Here is a 17,181-nt window from a genome sequence, read left to right on the forward strand (position 1 = left end):
TTTCTTGCGCTCCCGGTGCGCCGGCGGGCCTCGTCTGTCTTTTCATGTCCACCGTTTTCACGCGCCGAGAGTGGTTCTCCAACATCCGCGGTGACCTGCTCGCCGGCCTCGTCGTGGCCCTGGCGCTCATTCCCGAGGCCATTGCCTTTTCCATCATTGCCGGGGTCGACCCCAAGGTCGGGCTGTATGCCTCGTTCAGCATCGCGGTGATCATCGCTTTCACCGGCGGGCGCCCGGGCATGATCTCGGCGGCCACCGGGGCCATGGCGCTGGTGATGGTCACGCTCGTCAAGGAGCATGGCCTGCAGTACCTGCTGGCCGCCACCGTGCTCACCGGCGTGCTACAGGTGCTCGCCGGCTGGCTGCGCCTGGGCTCGCTGATGCGTTTTGTCTCGCGCTCGGTGATCACCGGCTTCGTCAACGCCCTGGCCATCCTGATCTTCCTGGCCCAGCTGCCCGAACTCACCGACGTGAGCTGGGTGGTGTATGCGATGACGGCCGCCGGCTTGGCCATCATCTACGGCTTCCCCTACCTCAGCAAAGCCGTCCCGTCCCCTCTGGTGACCATCATCGTGCTCACCGCTGTGGCGATGGTGCTCGACCTGGACATCCGCACCGTCGGCGACATGGGCGAGCTGCCCGACAGCCTGCCCGTCTTCCTGTGGCCCGACGTGCCGCTGAACCTGGAAACCCTCCAGATCATCCTGCCCTATTCGGCCACGCTGGCCGTGGTAGGCCTGCTGGAATCGATGATGACGGCCTCCATCGTCGATGAACTCACCGACACCGCCAGCGACAAGAACCGCGAGTGCGTGGGCCAGGGCGTGGCCAACATGGTCACCGGCTTCATTGGCGGCATGGCCGGCTGCGCGATGATCGGCCAGTCGGTCATCAACGTGAAGTCGGGCGGGCGCGGGCGACTGTCCACCTTCTCGGCCGGCGTGTTCCTGCTGCTGATGGTGGTCTTCCTGGGCCCCTGGGTGAGCCAGATTCCCATGGCCGCCCTGGTGGCCGTGATGATCATGGTGTCGATCGGCACCTTCAACTGGGACTCCATCCGCAAGCTGCGCGAGCACCCGCCAAGCTCGTCGATCGTGATGGTGACCACCGTGGTCGTCACCGTGGCCACGCACGACCTGGCCCAGGGCGTGTTCGTGGGCGTGCTGCTGTCGGGGATCTTCTTCGCCCACAAGGTGGGGCGTGTGCTGCGCATCGACCGCAGCAGCAGCGCCGACGGCCGTGTGCGCACCTACACCGTGGTGGGCCAGGTCTTCTTTGCCTCGTCCGAAACCTTCACCGGCGCCTTCGACTTCAAGGAGGTGATCGACAAGGTCTGCATCGACGTGAGCCGCGCCCACTTCTGGGACATCACCGCGGTGAGTGCGCTCGACAAAGTGGTGCTGAAGTTCAAGCGCGAAGGCACCGAGGTCGAGGTGCGCGGCTTGAACGAAGCCAGCGCCACGCTGGTGGACCGCTTCGCCGTGCACGACAAGCCTGGCGCCGTCGAACAACTGATGCACTGAGAAGGAGCGCCCCATGGACAAGGTATACGCATGCATCGACGGTCGTTCCAACTCGGATGCCGTGATCGATTGGGGCATCTGGTCCGCCCAGCGGCTGCAGGGTCAGCTCGAGTTCCTGCACGTCATCGAGCGCCCTGATGCCGTGGCCGAGGTCAAGGACTACAGCGGCGCCATCGGCCTGGGGGCGCAGGAGACCTTGCTGCATGACCTGAGCGAGCATGACGCCCGACGCGGGCGACAAGCCCGGGAAGCCGGGCGCGCCCTGGTGGCCGCTGCCCGGGCGCGCGCCGAGGCCGCCGGGGTGTTGCACCATGATGGCCGGCTGCGGCACGGGGATTTCGTCGAGACGGTGATCGAGATGCAGGGCGACGCCGGTCTGTTCGTGCTGGGCGAGCACCACCACGCCGCGCCTGGCGGCCGGGTCCACCGGGAACATCATGTGGAGCGTGTGATCCGTGGCGTCGCCGCCCCGGTGCTGGTGGCCACCACCGAGCATTTCGAGGCGCCTTCCCGTGTGGTGCTGGCTTTCGATGGCGGCGCCGCCTCGCGGCGCAGCCTGAGTCGCATCGCCCGCCATCCCTTGCTGCAGGGGCTGCCGGTGCTGGTGGTTCGCGCGGGCGAGGACACGCCTGCGGCCCGCCGACAGCTCGACGAGGCCTGCCGCACGCTCGCCAGCGAGGGTGTGAGGGCCGAGAGTGAATGGGCCCGCGGGCCGGCCGAGGCCGTGCTGCCCGCCTTGGTGAAGGCGCACAAGCCCGCTTTGCTGGTGATGGGGGCCTTCGGCCACTCCTGGCTGCGAAGGCTGTTACTGGGGAGCACCACCTCGACGCTGCTGCGCGTCAGCGAAGTGCCGGTTTTGGTGTTGCGCTGAGACCGCGGCTCAGCGCTTCGCGCCGGTGGCGTGCGCCACGTACAGCGCCAGCGCCTCGATCTGGGCAGCGCTGAGGGTCTGCTCGTAGGCCGGCATGATGCCGAAGCCGTTGCGCACCGCCTTGGCCACGCGCTCGGCGTCCGGGCGCAGTTCGTCGAGCGAGGGGCCCACGGCCCCTCGCGCGCCGGCATCGGCCAGGGCATGGCAAACGGCGCAGGCCGGCGTGGCCCCCTGAAGGAACAGTTGCTTGCCCAGCGCCAGCTTGTCGGCTTCGCTGGCCTGGGCGCCCAAGGCCAGGCCGACCACGGCTGCCGCGATCGCGGCGCGCAGGCAAAGGATCGTCGGAAAGGATGGTCGGGACATCGAGGCAAAAGACGCAGCAAGATAGAGGCAAAGGCCGCCCGCAAGCAGCGTGCGAGGGCCTGCAGGGCGGGGCCCATGGCCCCGCCGCAGTCTCAGGCCACGGTGAGCTTCACCGCGTGGTCGGCCCAGCTGTTGTTGTTGTAGCCGTCCTGGTTCTCCATGCGCTGCTCGGGCTGCACATTGCCCTTGACATCGGTGGCGCGGCTGGCCAGGGTGTAGGTGCCGGGCTTGAGGTCGGCCGAGAACACGAACTGGCGCCAGGCGTACTTGCCCAGGTCGGGGCCCACCAGGCGCGCGGCCTGCCAGGTCTTGCCGCCGTCGATCGATACTTCGACCCCCTTGAGCGCCTCGATGCCGCCAAAGGCCACGCCGTGGATCTGCACCCGGCCGGCCTTGACCGGGCCGTGCTCGGACAGCGGGCCGTTGATCCAGGACTTGACGTTCATGCCCAGCACCGACTCGTGCTCGGGGCCGCCCTTGGCGCCCACGGGGCTGACGCGATAGCGGTTGGCCATGATGCCCGCGGTGGTCTCGCGCGGCGTGAAGGCCACGTTCTTCACGTACTTGATGTTGTTCACGCCGGTGTAGCCCGGCACGATCAGGCGCAGCGGGCCGCCATGGGCCAGCGAGATCGGCGCGCCGTTGAGCTCCCAGGCCAGCAGCGCGTCTTCGAGCGCGGCAATCGGCACCGAGCGCTCGACCTTCACCGAGTTCGGGTCCACGCCCTCGGGGATCTTCTCGCCGCCGGTGCCGGTGATGTAGCGGGCTCCGTCGACCAGACCGCCCAGGGCCTGCACCACGTTCTTCAGCGGCACGCCGCTCCAGACCACGCAGCCGGCCGCGCCCACCGTCCACGGCGTCCCGCTGGGCTTGTGCGGGAAGAAGCCGCGGCCGTTGCCCGAGCACTGCAGCACCATCGCCACGGTCTCGATGCCCAGCGTCTTCAACTCGGCCAGGGTGAGGTCGCGCGGGGACTTCACGCCCTGGAAGGAAACCGTCCAGGCATCGCGGTTGTCCAGGATGGAGGGGTCCGGCGCCGGCAGGTTGTTGCGGATGAAGAGCTGCTCACTGGGCGTGATGACGCTCGTGCCGAAGGCACTGCGCTTGGTCTCCAGCGTGCTGCTGCTGTGCACGATGAGGGCCGATGCGTCCTTCCAGCTCACATAGGCCGGCAGCGGCTTGGGTGCGGCGGCCTGCGCCACGGCCCCGCGGGTCCAGGTGGCCAAGCCCACGCCGGCCAGCGCACTGGCGCTGCCCACCAGCAGATGGCGGCGCGGCAGCGAGGTCGGTGTCTCTTGCATGGTCGTTTTCTCCTGATTCATCAAATGGTCGGCAGCTCCGCCAGCACAGGCCGGCAGGACACCACCGCGAAGTGTGACAAGAGCGCATGACGTCCACGGCGAATGTTGCGTCTTGTTACAACAAGAGAGCACCGAAAACCGCCCCGCCATCAAGGGCTTGCGGCATCGCAACAACCCTGCGGCCGTGCACGCAGGGGTCAAACGCTGTCGAGAACACGCAGCAGTTCACGCCCGTAGGCCTCCAGCTTCTTGGCGCCCACACCGCTGATGCCGGCCAGGGCCTCGAGGCTCGCAGGGCACTCGCGCGCCATCTGCACCAGGGTGGCGTCGTTGAAGACGATGTAGGCGGGCAGGTTGTGCTCGCGCGCGACCTCGGCGCGCCAGGCCTTGAGGGCCCGCAGGCGGGCCTGGGCGGGGGCGTCCAGGTCGGCCGCCGCGGCCCGGGCCGCGGCCTTGCCGCGCAGGCCCACGGCCGCGCGGCCCCGCCCCCCATCGGCGGGCACGCGCAGGCGCAGCGACACCTCGCCGCGCAGCACGGCGCGGGCGCTGTCGGTCAGCGACAGGGTGTTGAACTCGCCCTCGGCCACCACATGGCCCAAGGCCACGAGTTGGCGCAGCACCGAGCGCCACTGCGGCTCCGACAGGTCGGCGCCGATGCCAAAGGTGCTGAGCGCCTCGTGGCCGTACTGCTGCACCTTGGGCGTGCGCTGGCCTCGCAGCACGTCGATGAGATGCCCCGCCCCGAAGCTCCTGGGCCGGAAACGGTAGATGCATGACAGCGCCTTGCGCGCCGCCTCGGTCGCATCCCATGTCGCCGGCGGACTCAGGCAGTTGTCGCAGTTGCCGCAGGGCTCGCTGTCTTCGCCGAAGTAGCCCAGCAGCCGCACGCGCCGGCAGTCGTGCGCCTCGGCCAGGGCCAGCAAGGCGTCGAGCTTGGCACGTTGCACGCGCTTGAACTCCTCGGTGGCCGGGCTGTCGTCGATCATGCGGCGCTGGTTCACCACGTCGGCCAGGCCATAGGCCATCCAGGCCTGGGCGGGCTCGCCGTCGCGCCCGGCGCGGCCGGTCTCCTGGTAGTAGCTCTCGATGTTCTTGGGCAGGTCCAGGTGGGCCACGAAGCGCACATCGGGCTTGTCGATGCCCATGCCGAAGGCGATGGTGGCCACCATCACCAGGCCGTCCTCGCGCAAGAAGCGGTCCTGGTGCTGCTGGCGCACGGCCGCCTCGAGCCCGGCGTGGTAAGGCAGGGCCGGGATGCCCTCGGCGGTGAGCCAGGCGGCCGTCTCTTCCACCTTCTTGCGGCTTTGGCAGTAGACGATGCCGGCCTCGCCCGCATGCTCGGTGCGCAGGAAACGCAGGAGCTGCAGGCGCGGGTTGTCTTTCTCGACGATGTGGTAGCGGATGTTGGGCCGGTCGAAGCTGCTGATGAAGACCCGGGCGTCGTGCAACGCCAGGCGCGCCAGAATGTCGGCGCGGGTGTGCTCGTCGGCCGTGGCCGTCAGCGCGATGCGCGGCACGTCGGGGTAGCGCTCGTGCAGCACCGACAGCCCAAGGTACTCGGCACGGAAGTCGTGGCCCCATTGGCTCACGCAATGGGCCTCGTCGATGGCGAACAGGCTCAGCAGGCCGCGCTCGTGCAGCGAATCGAGCTGGGCCAGGAAGCGCGCAGTGGTCACGCGCTCGGGCGCGGCATACAGCAGCACGAGACGAGCGCTCATCATCTCGCGCTCGACCTGCTGGGTCTGCTCCAGGCTCAGCGTGGAATTCAGGAAGGCGGCGTGCACGCCGGCCTCCTCCAGCGCGCCGACCTGGTCATGCATCAGGGCGATCAGCGGGCTCACCACCACGGTGACACCGCAGCGGCGGCGATGGCGGGCGATGGCTGGCACCTGGTAACACAGGCTCTTGCCCCCGCCGGTGGGCATCAGCACCAGGGCGTCGCCGCCGGCCGTCACATGCTCGACGATCTCAGCCTGGCGGCCACGGAAGGCGGGGTAGCCAAAGACTTCCTGGAGGATGGACAGCGGGTCGCTGGGAGCAGTCACGGGACGGGCAGGAGCGGGGACGGGCCGGCGGGCAAGCCGCGATGCTACGCCAAGCCGGCGCCGCGAGCCCGGACGATCTGGGACAATGAAGACTTCGCCCATGTCCACGCCTGCCCATCGTTTCACGCCCGACGAGCGCCGCGCCAGTGCCTGGCTGGCGGCCATCTTCGCCCTGCGCATGCTGGGGCTCTTCCTCATCCTGCCGGTGTTCGCCGTGCATGCCCGCAGCCTGCCCGGGGCCGAGCAGGTCACGCTGGTGGGCCTGGCGATCGGCATTTACGGTCTCACGCAGGCGGCGCTGCAACTGCCCTTCGGCTGGGCCTCGGACCGCTTCGGCCGCAAACCGGTCATCGTCGCCGGGCTGCTGGTGTTTGCGCTGGGCTCGTTCGTCGCGGCCGCGGCCGAGGGCCTGACGGGCGTGATCGTCGGGCGGGCCCTGCAGGGCGCGGGCGCCGTGTCGGCCGCCGTTACCGCGCTGATCGCCGACAGCACGCGCGAGACCGTGCGCACCAAAGCCATGGCGATGGTGGGCGGCTCCATCGGCCTGGTGTTTGCGCTGTCGCTGGTGGCCGGGCCCTGGCTCTATGCGGCAATCGGCATGGACGGCCTGTTTGCGCTCACCGGCGCCCTGGCCCTGGCGGGCATCGCCGTGGTGCTGTGGCTGGTGCCGGCCGCGCCCCGGCATGCCGCGGCGCCGTCGTCGCTGCGCTGGACCGAGGTGGTGGCTCATCCCGAACTGCTGCGCCTGAACGGCGGCATCTTCGTGCTGCACCTGGTGCAGATGGCGATGTTCGTGGCCGTGCCCGTGGCCCTGGTCGAACACCTTGGGCTGCCGGTGCAGCGCCATGGCTGGGTCTATCTGCCCGTGGTGCTGGCGTCCTTCGTGCTGATGCTGCCGCCGTTGCTGTGGGGCGAACGCGCCGGCCGCGTGCGCGCCGTCTTCCTGGGCAGCGTGGCCTTGCTGGCGCTCACGCTGGCCGGCCTGGGCTGGTGGTGGCAGGTGCCGGCCGCGCTGGTGGGCCTGCTGCTGGCCTTCTTCGTGGGCTTCAACATCCTCGAAGCCTCGCTGCCCTCGCTGGTCTCGCGCGTGGCGCCGCCCTCGGCCAAGGGCCTGGCGCTGGGGGTGTACAACACCGCGCAGTCGCTGGGCCTGTTTGCCGGCGGCGCCCTGGGCGGCTGGCTGGCCACGCACTGGGGCTATGCCGCCGTCTTCCACGTGTGCGCAGGCGCGCTGCTGGCCTGGCTGGTGCTGGCCTGGCCGATGCGTGCGCCCTCGCGTCAGCGTGCCGCGCCCGCCTCGCCGGACGGGCCCGCTTCCGCTGCGGTCTGAGGCCTGGGCATCAGCCGCAGCAACTGCAGTTCGGCCAGCGCACCGTAGAGCGGGCGGCTGAGCAGGCGCGACACCAGGCTGGCCAGCATGGCCGCGGCCATCAGGCTGAGCACCATCGCGTGGCCGTCCACCATCTCCATCACGATGATGAAAGCCGTCAGCGGCGCCTGCGTGGCCGCCGCCAGGAAGCCGGCCATGCCCATAGCGATCAAGGCCGGCGTGGCCGGGTGGCCCAGCAGCACGGCCACGTCATGCCCCAGGCCCGCGCCGATGGACAACGAGGGCGCAAAGATCCCGCCCGGCACGCCCGACCAGTTCGACAGCCAGGTGGCCACGAACTTCAGCAGCACGAAGAGCCCGGGCTGCTGGTCAGCCTGGCCGGCCAGCAGCTCGCGCGTGTGGGCCTCGCCGCCGCCTGACGTGGCCCCGCCGCTCACCCAGCCGATCAGCGCCACCGCAAAGCCGCAGGCCGCCGCAAAGCGCAGCGGATGGCGCGCGCGCCACCGGCTCACGCGGTCGGGCAGGCCGGTCATCGACACCACCAGCAGCCGCGCCATCAGGCCGCCCAACAGGCCGCTGGCCACGATCACGCCGGCGGCGGGCAGCAGCAGGTCAGCGTCCAGCGCGCCCACGCGGATCACGCCGAAGTAGGTGAAGTTGCCGAACACCGACACCGCCATCAGGCCCGCCAGCACAATGGCCCCGATCACCACCGAGCTGGCCCGGCTGTCGAGTCCGCGCCAGAACTGCTCGATGCAGAACACCACCCCGGCCAGCGGCGCATTGAAGGCCGCGGCGATGCCGGCCGCGCCGCCGGCGGCCAGCAGCGCGCGGTCGTCGATGCCCGAGCGTGGCGACAGCCAGCGCCGCGCGTGCAGCATCACGCCCGCGCCCACCTGCACCGCCGGCCCTTCGCGGCCCACCGACAAGCCAGCCAGCATCGAGCCCGAGGTGAGCACCAGCTTCGCGCAGCTCAGGCGCAGCGAGACGAACAGCTTGCGCGGCCCGGGCTCCACCGACGGGTCCATCGCCGCCGTGACCTGCGGAATGCCCGAGCCGGCCGCGCCCGGAAAGAAGCGCTGCGTGATCCACACGATGGCCACCACCCAGGCGGGCGTCCACACCAGCGCCAGCCACGGGCGCGGCCCGGTGAGCCCTTCGAACTGGTGCAGCGCGGCGTTGCTGAGCAGCGTGAAGCCCACGATGAACAGGCCGGCGGCAGCGGCGTAGGCCAGCACGATGAGGCGATCGACCCAGGCGCGGGTGTCGCTCAACTCCCGGCGCACATTGGCCAGGAAATCCGGTTCATGGTGGGGAGGGGTCATCTGGTTGCCAACTGTAAGCGCAGCCCGCCGATGGGGGAGCCCCTGCAAGACCCGCGCCCGGCATAATGGCCGATTGAATCGACACTTTCAGTTTCCCAGGAGCCGGCCATGGCCTCGATCAACAAAGTCATCCTCATCGGCAACCTCGGCCGCGACCCCGAGGTGCGCTACACCCCCAATGGCGCCGCCATCTGCAATGTGACCATCGCCACCTCGCGCAACTGGAAGGACAAGACCTCCGGCGAGCGCATGGAGGAAACCGAATGGCACCGCGTGGTCTTCTACGACCGCCTGGCCGAGATCGCCGGCGAGTACCTCAAGAAGGGCCGCTCGGTCTACGTGGAAGGCCGGCTGAAGACCCGCAAGTGGCAGGACAAGGACGGCGTCGAGAAGTACACCACCGAGATCATCGCCGACCAGATGCAGATGCTCGGCGGCCGTGACGGCGGCGGCGACGAAGGTGGCGGCGGCTACAGCCGCAGCAGCGAAGGCGGCGGTGGTGGCTCCCGCCCGGCCGCCCGCGCCCCAGCGGCGTCCAAGCCCGCGCCCCAGAAGTCCAGCACGGGCTTCGATGACATGGATGACGATATTCCGTTTTGAGCTTTCGCTCGAACGAGCGAGCCTGATGCGCCTGCAAGTTGCAAAGTGGGGCAACAGCCTGGCCCTGCGGATCCCGGCCGACACCGTGCGCCGGCTCGGGTTGCGTGAAGGGGCCACGGTCGAGGCCCAGTTCAGCGTGGACGGCACGCCTGTCGATCCGGCCAGCGCAGTGGGACCGCAAGGCTTTCGCGGGAACTGGCCGAGGCCCGCAACGCCATGCCCATGAGCGAGCCCGTGATCGAAGCACTGCGCAGCGGGGCACGGCACTGACACGGTCCATGTCGACACCAGCGTGCTCGTGCCCGTGTTCCTGAATGAACCGCTCAGCAACGCCGTGGCCCACTGGTACACCCGCGAGAGCGCGCCGAGCCCTCGCCGCCGCCTGGTGCGTTCCTGAATTCGCCAGACGACGTGGAACTTGTCGAACATGAGGCGCGCGCGGGGCAGGTGCTGGGTGTGCCCTTGTACCTTGCAGCAGGCCGGGTCAGGCCTGCCGGTCAACAAAGATGTCTGCCGCCACGGCGGGTTCAGCAAACCCACCATCTACCAGTGGCGCGCCAAGTACGGCGGCATGGAGGCCGCTGAGCCGCGGGCGCTTCAACCCGGCTCACGGGTCGGCTTCCGGCGGCCGGCATGGCAGCCCCGCGCGGTGCCTGAGACAATTGGCAGCCTTGCCGGCGTTGGCCGGCCCCGAAGATCAGGACTTCTCATGCCCACCCGCAGACAGGCCCTCGCCCATGCCGCCACCGTGGCCTCGCTGATGGCCGCAGCCGGCGTGTGGCCGGGTGTGGCGCTGGCCCAGGCCGGTGGCTATCCCAAGGCCGCCTTCGAGACGCGCTCGATGGACGATGCGCTCAAGGCCCTGGGCCACGCCCGCCCCGTGGCCAGCACCGAGCTTCATCTCAGTGCACCGGACATCGCCGAAAACGGCGCGCTGGTGCCGCTGGGCCTGTCCACCGCGCTGACCGGCGTGAAGCGGCTGCTGCTGCTGATCGAGAAGAATCCCAACATCCTGGCGGCCGTGTTCGACCTCACCGAGGCCATCGAGCCCAGCCTGTCGACGCGGGTGAAGATGAGCGAGTCATCCCCTGTCTACGGTGTGGCGGTGATGGGCGACGGCCGCGTGCTGTTCGCGCGCAAGGAGGTGCGCGTAACGCTGGGCGGCTGCGGATTCTGAGCGGCGGGGACGGCAAGGAGCCAAGGACATGACCGAACGGATGCGACTGCGGGCCCAGGCCTCGGGGGGCAAGGCCACCGTGCGGGTGCTGATGGCCCACGAGATGGAAACCGGCCAGCGCAAGGACGCCGCCGGCGCCGTGATCCCGGCCTGGTACATCCAGCAGGTGAGCGTGCGCCACAATGGCCAGGTGGTGATGACGGCGTACTGGGGAACGGCGATCTCCAAAAACCCCTTTCTGCAGTTCGTGGTGAAAGGGGCCAAGGCCGGCGACCGCATCGCCGTCACCTGGGTGGACAACCGCGGCGCCACCCAAACCGACGAGACCACCGTCGGCTGATCAGCGCACCACCACGCACCGCACTGACGCGTGGGCCCCGTCGTTCGCGCGTCATCTTCATCGCCAAGGCCCGGGCCTTGTCGGCGCGGGCGGAGCCGTCAGGGGCCACCAGGCAGTGGGACAAGCAGGGGGCCAGGTGTGTGCCTTCGAGGGCCACAGGCGCCGTGGGGCCGGCGCATGCATTCTGAAAGGAATACGCCTGGATTGCGCCGCGCGCAGCGGCTGGACGCGCGTCCAGCGGTCCCCGGGACGGAACCGGGTCAGAGGAGGGTCGTGGGCGCTTCCTGCAGCACCCGTGCGTCGTGTTCGGTCCACCGCCGCACCCAGGCCGCAAACTCGCCGGCCGGCAGGGGGCGGGCGATCAGGTAGCCCTGGGCGAGGTCGCAGTCCAGGCTCCTGAGCGCGCGCCAGTGGGAGGCCGTCTCCACCCCTTCGGCCACCACCGACAGGCCAAGGTTGTGCGCCAGGTCCACGGTGGAGCGCACGATCTTGGCGTCGTCGCTGTCGCGCTCCATCTGCATCACGAAGGACTTGTCGATCTTGAGCTCGTGCACCGGCAGGCGCTTGAGATAGGCCAGGGACGAGTAGCCCGTGCCGAAGTCGTCGATCGCCAGCCGCAGGCCCATCTCGTTCAGGCGTTCCAGCGTGTGCTGCGCACGGGCCGGGTCGTCCATGATGGCGCTTTCGGTGATCTCCAGGCACAGGGCCTCGGCTGGCGCGCCATGGCGCTGCAGCAATGCGGCGAACTTCTGCGGCAGCTCCAGGTCCATCAGGTCGCGCGTGGACAGGTTCACCGACAGCGGCACGGCCAGCCCCTGCGCGCGAAGGTCACGCCAGGTGCGCAGGCATTCGTCGAGGATCCAGGCGGTGAGGGTGCGGATGAAGCCGGTCTGCTCGGCAAAGGGGATGAATTCCATCGGAGGCACCAGGCCGCGCTGCGGGTGCTGCCAGCGCACCAGGGCCTCGGCCCCTTCGACACACGCGCTGTGCAAGGCCACCTTGGGCTGCAGCACCAGGCGCAACTCGCCCTGGTCGATGGCGCGGCGCAATCCGCTGAGCAGCGAGATCGTGCGGGCGCTGCCCGAGTCGAAGGCCGGGTCGTAGGCCAGTGCACCGGCGCCACGGCGCTTGGCGGCATACATCGCCACCTCGGCGCGGCTGAGCAGGGTGTCGGCATCCTGGGCATGGTCCGGGCTGGTGGCCACGCCGATGCTCGCACGCAGGTCGATGGTCTGGTCCTCCAGCACCAGCGGGGCTTCGAAGGCGGCCGCCACGCGCTCGGCCACGTGCAGGGCATCGCGGGTGTCGGCAGCCGGTAGGAGCACGGCGAACTCGTCGCCGCTCAGGCGCGCCACGAGATCGCCCCGGCGCACGCAGACCTGCCCGAGCCGCTGCGCCACCTGCTGCAGCACGCGGTCGCCGATCTCGTAGCCCATCACGTCGTTCACATGCTTGAAGCGGTCCATGTCGAGCATGAGGACCGAGACATGCCCACTGGAGCCCTCTCGACGCTCCCCGGGCACCAGCACCGCAGGGCGGCCCGCCTCGGCCAGGGCCGCCGAGGCGGACACCCGGAACTGGGCACGGTTGGGCAGGCCGGTCAGGCTGTCCCAGTAGGCCAAGCGGGTGATTTCGCGCTGCTGGGCGTCCACGCTCACGCGCATGTGCTCGAAGGCCTGGGCCAGTTCGCCGATCTCGTCGGCGCTGCTCACCTCGACGGGAGCGTGGTAATCGCCCTGGCCCAGGCGTTCGGCCGCCCGCACCAGGGCGCGCACCGGGGTGGTGATGCGCCGCGCAGTGAGCACGCTGCCGGCCGCAAAGACGACCACCCCCAGCAGGGTGATCATCGCCATCACGAGCTGGAGCTGCCGATACGGCGCCACGGCCTCGTCCACCGAGCGCATCAGCACCGCGCGCACGCTGCCGCCGTCGTCCGGGTTGAGCACGAAGCTGCGGGCGCTGAAGTCCTCGCCTTCGATCATCAAGGAGGCGCGCTGCACGGCTGCGGAGGGGGCACTGCCCTCCCAGTCCACCGTGGTCAGCGCAGCCGCCAGGTCCTGCGTCAGCGTGGAGGCCCCGACGCGCCACGACCCGCGGTCATCGGGACGCACGAGCAGGCTGGTCTGCAAGGCGGTGATCTCGCGCATGTCGCGCACCAGCGCGGGGCCGATGTCGAAGCCCATCACGACCCAGCCGATCACCAGCGGAGCCCGCAGGGGCACCATCACCAGTTGATAGGCCTGGCCGCCCAACGCGACGACTTCGCTGGCCGGCCGCTGGCTCGTGCCAAAGGCCGTGCGCTCGGCCAGGCGGTGCACGGCCGGCATCAGGGCCGTCGCCTCCTGCTGGGCGGCGGCGCGCAGCGCAAAGCGCGTGTCGAGCAGCAGCGCGATCGAGGCCCCGATGCGCTCGCCGTGATTGAGCAGCACCGAGCCGATGGTGTCGGTGTCGTTGGTGGCCACCGCCGAACGGAAGCCGTAGTCGGACGCCAGCAACGTGGCGCCGTCACTGAGCTTCTGTGCGTTTTGCGCCAGCAGGCGTCGGAACACGCGCTCGCCGAGCTGCAGCTCCTGGGCGATCTGACCGCGGGCATTGCGAGCGACGCTCTCGCGGATGGCCAGGAAGCTCAGCGCCTGCACCGCCAGCAGCAGCCCGAGAAACAGCGTGACGATGCGCCGGCTCAGCCGGCGCGAGAGCCAAGCCCGCAGCGTGCGATCGGTCCGCGCCGGCATCAGGGACTCACCTCGAGACGCACCGCCACCTCGGCCCCGCGGGCCTCGAGCGTGAGCGGCTGGCGATGGGGCGCCTGCCCCTGCGGCCAGCGCGGATGCCACACCTGGAGCTGGTAGGCGCCCGCAGGCACTTGCGTGATGCGGGCCCTGCCGTCGCGGGTCACCGCGAACCAGGGCGTGTCGACCACGTGCACCCAGGCCACCATCTGGTCATGGATGTTGCAGCCCAGTACCGCCGTGCCCGGCTTGTCGAAGACCACCGGCTGCGCGGGCGTGCCGACGTAGAGCTTGATCTCGAAGGTTTTGATGGGCGAGAAAGAATAGACGTGGTGGCGCACCGTGTCGTGATTGGGAAAATGCACCGGCGTGCCCGTCTGCACCACGGTCACCCGCGGCAGGAACTGGCGTGCGCGCTGCTCGATGACCGCCTGGGCCCCGGGCGGCAGCGGCGGGACGCTCCCACGGGGCAGCAAGGCCACCACCGCCTCGTCGAGCGAGCGGCCCTGGGCATCGACCACACTGACCGTGACGTCGGCCGCCCAGGCGGCGGTCGCTTGCAGCGCCGCCACGACCCCCCACCCCAGGAACAGCCCGCCTCGCATGGTCGAGCGCCCTCACGGTTCGATGGCCAGCGCACGCACCGGCTCGCCCGCACCGATCACGCCCACCATCCGGGCACGGCCCGTGTCGAGGTCGATGCGCACCAGCCGCGACACGCGCTCGCGCGGCAGCGTCACCGCCGCCAGCGCCGTGTTGTCGAGGTCGGCGATGTCGAAGGACACCTGGCGCAGCGGCGTGGGCAGGCCCAGCGAGCCCACGGTGAAGAGTTGACCGGTGTTCGGCGACACCATCGGCTGCGCGCCTTCCGGCGAACCCTGGCGCACCAGCAGCCCCAGGCCGGCGTCGATGGCGTAGTTCGTGGTGAGCTTTTCGTCCTGCTTGTTGTAGGTGTAGGCCGCGGCCTCGATGCGCGGGCTGCGCCCGGCGTTCGGGTCGCCATCGGCATAGCGCAAGTCGCCGTCGGGTTGGAAGCCGTCAGCGTTCGGGTCGGCGTCCACCAGCGCCCCGGTGTCGGGGTGGGCGCGCAGGTTCTGGCCGCGCCCGGTGACGATGCGAATGCGGTCGGCGGCCGGGTTGAAATCGAAACCGATCGCGCCGCCGTGCAGGCGCAGCGGCCAATCGGCCGTGCCCAGGCGTAGCAGCCGCCCTTGGGCGGGGTCGAGCGTGTACAGGCGGCCCTGGCTGCTCAGCGCATAGAGCTGGCCGCGAGCGACGCGGTAGTCGATGCCGACGATCGCCTCGCCATGGGCCAGGCCCTGCAGCGGCACCCGTTGCAGCACCTGCTGTGGACGGTCCGGATCGATCTGCAGAAGCTGATGTGAAAAGGTGAGCACCCACACCCGCAGGGGCGCCGCGACCGGACGATCCGGCTGAGCCAGCGGCGCAGGCTCGACGGGCACCGGCGGTGCGGCGCAGCCCCCCAGGGCCATGATCAGGCTGGACGCCAGGGCCCAACGACGACGATTCATCGACAGCACTCCACGGTTCGGATCACAAACATGCTCGTCACCATATCGGCAACGGTCAACCCAACTTGACCCTTGGGGCAGGGGTCATGGCCCGCATCGCCCCTGTTCATGCGGGAGAGCAGCAAATCGAGATCGCGCAAGTTGACAGCGGGATGCCGCACCCAGCCATGCAGTTAAAGGCAGAAGATTTGATCTGACCCCTGTCTTGGGGCACAGTCGGTTGGCTCTTCCCCTTCCACGGAGGCAGCACACCGATGTGTGGTTTTGCAGGCGAGGTGCACTTCGGCACCTCCACCGCCGACCCCGGCACGGTCGCCCGCATGGGCGAGATCCTTCAACCCCGAGGCCCCGACAGCGCCGGCCTCTTCCAGCAGGGCCCCGTCGCCCTGGCCCACCGCAGGTTGCGCATCATCGACCTGTCGGAGCACGCCCAGCAGCCCATGACCGACGCGGCGCTGGGGCTCACCCTGGTCTTCAACGGCTGCATCTACAACTACCGCGAGTTGCGCCGCGAGCTGGAGGCCCTCGACTACCGCTTCTTCTCCGACGGAGACACCGAAGTGGTGCTCAAGAGCTTCCATGCCTGGGGCCGCGACTGCGTGACGCGCTTGCACGGCATGTTTGCGTTTGCGGTATGGGAACGCGACAGCGGCCGCCTCACGCTGGCACGCGACCGCTTCGGCATCAAGCCGCTGTACCTGGCCGCCACGCCCAAGCGCCTGCGTTTTGCCTCCACGCTGCCCGCGCTGCTGGCCGGCGGCGACATCGACACCACCCTCGACCCCATCGCGCTGCACCACTACATGAGCTGGCACGCGGTGGTGCCCGCCCCGCACACCATCGTGCAGGGCGTGACCAAGCTGCCGCCGGCCACCATCGCCACCTTCGAGCGCGACGGCACGCGCCGCGACCACCGCTACTGGACGCTGTCAGTGCGCGAAGACCCGGCCCTGGCCGCACTGAAAGACGTGGAACGCGAAGCCCTGGTCGAGGAGGCCCTGCGCACCGCCGTGCGCCGGCGCATGGTGGCCGACGTGCCGGTGGGCGTGCTGCTCTCGGGGGGCGTCGATTCCAGCCTCATCGTGGCGCTGCTGGCCCAGATGGGCCAACGCGACTTGCAGACCTTCTCGATCGGCTTCGAGGCCGGCGGCGGCGAAGCGGGTGACGAGTTCCGCTACTCCGACCTCGTGGCCCAGCGCTTCGAGACAGGGCACCACCAGATCCGCATCCCCACGCCCGATCTGCTGCAGGTGCTGCCCGAGACCATCGCGGCCATGAGCGAGCCCATGGTGAGCTACGACAACGTGGCCTTCTACCTGCTCTCGCGCGAGGTGTCGCGTCACCTGAAGGTGGTGCTAAGCGGTCAGGGTGCCGACGAGGTCTTTGCCGGCTACCACTGGTATCCCAAGCTCGCCAGCAGTTCTCAGCCCGCAGCCGACTACGCGCGCGTCTTCTTCGACCGGGACCACGAGGCCCTCCAGGCCACCCTGCAGCCGCGCTGGCACACCGGTGACGTGAGTCGCGCCTTCGTCGAGCAGCATTTCGCCACCGTCGATGCGGCCACAGCGCTGGACAAGGCGCTGCACCTGGACAGCACCGTGATGCTGGTGGACGACCCGGTCAAGCGCGTGGACAACATGACCATGGCCTGGGGCCTGGAGGCCCGCGTGCCCTTCCTCGACCACGAGCTGGTGGAACTGGCCGGGCGTCTGCCCGCCCAGGACAAGCTGAAGGAGGGAGGCAAGGGCGTGCTCAAGACCATCGCACGCCGCCTGCTGCCGCGCGAGGTGGTGGACCGGCCCAAGGGCTACTTCCCGGTGCCCGCGCTGAAATACCTCGACGGTCCGGTGCTCGACATGGTGCGCGATGCCTTGAACAGCCGCGCCGCGCGCGAACGCGGCCTGTTCCGCCCCGAGACCTTGGCCCCCTGGCTGGCCCATCCGGGCGAACACCTCACGCCGCTGCGCGGCTCGAAGCTGTGGCAGGTGGCCCTGCTGGAGCTGTGGCTGCAATCGCGCGGCCTGTGAGGCCGGCAGGAGACCAGA

At 69.8% G+C, this 17,181-nt stretch carries 15 protein-coding genes; 8 read left to right on the top strand and 7 right to left on the bottom strand.

What is annotated here, in order from left to right:
- The first annotated feature begins 44 nt into the window (after positions 1-44).
- Together AC1ECW_RS13490 and AC1ECW_RS13495 are read left to right on the top strand one after the other, a co-directional pair.
- A complete protein-coding gene (locus AC1ECW_RS13490; RefSeq protein ID WP_409709266.1) occupies positions 45-1,523 on the top strand; it encodes a SulP family inorganic anion transporter in 1,479 nt (492 codons plus the stop codon).
- Between the two features lie 13 nt (positions 1,524-1,536).
- Positions 1,537-2,394, top strand: a complete 858-nt coding sequence (locus AC1ECW_RS13495; RefSeq protein ID WP_409709269.1) for a universal stress protein — start codon at positions 1,537-1,539, stop codon at positions 2,392-2,394.
- Positions 2,395-2,403: 9 nt separating this feature from the next.
- On the opposite strand, the gene sorU is transcribed toward AC1ECW_RS13495, so the two are convergent.
- The 3 genes from sorU to recQ all read right to left on the bottom strand — a co-directional run bounded on the left by sorU (position 2,404) and on the right by recQ (position 6,205).
- A complete protein-coding gene (gene sorU, locus AC1ECW_RS13500) occupies positions 2,404-2,757 on the bottom strand; it encodes a SorU family sulfite dehydrogenase c-type cytochrome subunit (protein WP_409709272.1) in 354 nt (117 codons plus the stop codon).
- Between the two features lie 92 nt (positions 2,758-2,849).
- Positions 2,850-4,058, bottom strand: a complete 1,209-nt coding sequence (sorT, locus tag AC1ECW_RS13505; RefSeq protein WP_409709275.1) for a SorT family sulfite dehydrogenase catalytic subunit — start codon at positions 4,056-4,058, stop codon at positions 2,850-2,852.
- 197 nt (positions 4,059-4,255) lie between these two features.
- The gene (gene recQ, locus AC1ECW_RS13510; RefSeq protein ID WP_481202032.1) at positions 4,256-6,205 is read right to left on the bottom strand and encodes a DNA helicase RecQ; all 1,950 of its coding nucleotides are present in this window, start codon (positions 6,203-6,205) and stop codon (positions 4,256-4,258) included.
- On the opposite strand from recQ, the gene AC1ECW_RS13515 reads away from it, so the two are divergent.
- On the top strand, positions 6,204-7,433 hold the full coding sequence (locus AC1ECW_RS13515) for an MFS transporter (protein WP_481202033.1): 1,230 nt from the start codon (positions 6,204-6,206) through the stop codon (positions 7,431-7,433). The two genes, recQ and AC1ECW_RS13515, sit on opposite strands and share 2 nt — an antisense overlap.
- Here the strand turns inward: AC1ECW_RS13515 and AC1ECW_RS13520 are convergent.
- Positions 7,382-8,758 (bottom strand): chloride channel protein, encoded by a 1,377-nt coding sequence (locus AC1ECW_RS13520; RefSeq protein ID WP_409709947.1) that lies wholly within the window; start codon positions 8,756-8,758, stop codon positions 7,382-7,384. The genes AC1ECW_RS13515 and AC1ECW_RS13520 overlap by 52 nt on opposite strands.
- Before the next feature lie 108 nt (positions 8,759-8,866).
- Here AC1ECW_RS13520 and ssb point away from each other — a divergent pair, with 108 nt between their 5' ends.
- The 4 genes from ssb (at position 8,867) to soxZ (ending at position 10,875) form a co-directional block, all read left to right on the top strand.
- The gene (gene ssb / locus AC1ECW_RS13525; protein WP_409709944.1) at positions 8,867-9,358 is read left to right on the top strand and encodes a single-stranded DNA-binding protein; all 492 of its coding nucleotides are present in this window, start codon (positions 8,867-8,869) and stop codon (positions 9,356-9,358) included.
- Positions 9,330-9,584: an AbrB/MazE/SpoVT family DNA-binding domain-containing protein gene (locus AC1ECW_RS13530; protein WP_481202034.1), complete on the top strand. Its 255-nt coding sequence runs from the start codon at positions 9,330-9,332 to the stop codon at positions 9,582-9,584. The genes ssb and AC1ECW_RS13530 overlap by 29 nt, the downstream gene beginning before the upstream one ends.
- 483 nt (positions 9,585-10,067) lie before the next feature.
- Positions 10,068-10,535, top strand: coding sequence for a thiosulfate oxidation carrier protein SoxY (gene soxY / locus AC1ECW_RS13535; protein WP_409709938.1), 468 nt, complete (start codon positions 10,068-10,070; stop codon positions 10,533-10,535).
- A 28-nt stretch (positions 10,536-10,563) separates the two neighbouring features.
- Positions 10,564-10,875, top strand: a complete 312-nt coding sequence (soxZ, locus tag AC1ECW_RS13540; protein ID WP_409709935.1) for a thiosulfate oxidation carrier complex protein SoxZ — start codon at positions 10,564-10,566, stop codon at positions 10,873-10,875.
- A 260-nt stretch (positions 10,876-11,135) separates the two neighbouring features.
- Here the strand turns inward: soxZ and AC1ECW_RS13545 are convergent, their stop codons facing one another.
- From AC1ECW_RS13545 to AC1ECW_RS13555, 3 genes are read right to left on the bottom strand one after another with little or no spacing between them, the layout of a single operon-like run.
- Entirely contained in the window at positions 11,136-13,607 is a 2,472-nt protein-coding gene (locus AC1ECW_RS13545) for a putative bifunctional diguanylate cyclase/phosphodiesterase (protein ID WP_481202035.1), read from the bottom strand.
- Positions 13,607-14,209 (bottom strand): methylamine utilization protein, encoded by a 603-nt coding sequence (locus tag AC1ECW_RS13550; protein WP_409710125.1) that lies wholly within the window; start codon positions 14,207-14,209, stop codon positions 13,607-13,609. The genes AC1ECW_RS13545 and AC1ECW_RS13550 overlap by 1 nt, the downstream gene beginning before the upstream one ends.
- 12 nt (positions 14,210-14,221) lie before the next feature.
- Entirely contained in the window at positions 14,222-15,136 is a 915-nt protein-coding gene (locus AC1ECW_RS13555) for a DUF4394 domain-containing protein (RefSeq protein ID WP_481202036.1), read from the bottom strand.
- 254 nt (positions 15,137-15,390) lie between these two features.
- Here AC1ECW_RS13555 and AC1ECW_RS13560 point away from each other — a divergent pair, with 254 nt between their 5' ends.
- Positions 15,391-17,163, top strand: coding sequence for an N-acetylglutaminylglutamine amidotransferase (locus tag AC1ECW_RS13560; protein WP_481202037.1), 1,773 nt, complete (start codon positions 15,391-15,393; stop codon positions 17,161-17,163).
- Positions 17,164-17,181 lie beyond the last annotated feature (18 nt).

The organism is Caldimonas hydrothermalis (genome assembly GCF_056746695.1).

What these genes read in the sequence shown, in the direction of transcription:
- AC1ECW_RS13550 (WP_409710125.1), bottom strand. Translation starts at nt 14,209, where the DNA reads ATGCGAGGCGGGCTGTTCCTGGGGTGGGGGGTCGTGGCGGCGCTGCAA.
- AC1ECW_RS13530 (WP_481202034.1), top strand. Translation starts at nt 9,330, where the DNA reads ATGACATGGATGACGATATTCCGTTTTGAGCTTTCGCTCGAACGAGCG.
- AC1ECW_RS13520 (WP_409709947.1), bottom strand. Translation starts at nt 8,758, where the DNA reads ATGACCCCTCCCCACCATGAACCGGATTTCCTGGCCAATGTGCGCCGG.
- ssb (WP_409709944.1), top strand. Translation starts at nt 8,867, where the DNA reads ATGGCCTCGATCAACAAAGTCATCCTCATCGGCAACCTCGGCCGCGAC.
- sorT (WP_409709275.1), bottom strand. Translation starts at nt 4,058, where the DNA reads ATGCAAGAGACACCGACCTCGCTGCCGCGCCGCCATCTGCTGGTGGGC.
- AC1ECW_RS13545 (WP_481202035.1), bottom strand. Translation starts at nt 13,607, where the DNA reads ATGCCGGCGCGGACCGATCGCACGCTGCGGGCTTGGCTCTCGCGCCGG.
- AC1ECW_RS13495 (WP_409709269.1), top strand. Translation starts at nt 1,537, where the DNA reads ATGGACAAGGTATACGCATGCATCGACGGTCGTTCCAACTCGGATGCC.
- AC1ECW_RS13560 (WP_481202037.1), top strand. Translation starts at nt 15,391, where the DNA reads ATGTGTGGTTTTGCAGGCGAGGTGCACTTCGGCACCTCCACCGCCGAC.
- sorU (WP_409709272.1), bottom strand. Translation starts at nt 2,757, where the DNA reads ATGTCCCGACCATCCTTTCCGACGATCCTTTGCCTGCGCGCCGCGATC.
- AC1ECW_RS13555 (WP_481202036.1), bottom strand. Translation starts at nt 15,136, where the DNA reads ATGAATCGTCGTCGTTGGGCCCTGGCGTCCAGCCTGATCATGGCCCTG.
- recQ (WP_481202032.1), bottom strand. Translation starts at nt 6,205, where the DNA reads ATGGGCGAAGTCTTCATTGTCCCAGATCGTCCGGGCTCGCGGCGCCGG.
- AC1ECW_RS13490 (WP_409709266.1), top strand. Translation starts at nt 45, where the DNA reads ATGTCCACCGTTTTCACGCGCCGAGAGTGGTTCTCCAACATCCGCGGT.
- soxY (WP_409709938.1), top strand. Translation starts at nt 10,068, where the DNA reads ATGCCCACCCGCAGACAGGCCCTCGCCCATGCCGCCACCGTGGCCTCG.
- AC1ECW_RS13515 (WP_481202033.1), top strand. Translation starts at nt 6,204, where the DNA reads ATGTCCACGCCTGCCCATCGTTTCACGCCCGACGAGCGCCGCGCCAGT.
- soxZ (WP_409709935.1), top strand. Translation starts at nt 10,564, where the DNA reads ATGACCGAACGGATGCGACTGCGGGCCCAGGCCTCGGGGGGCAAGGCC.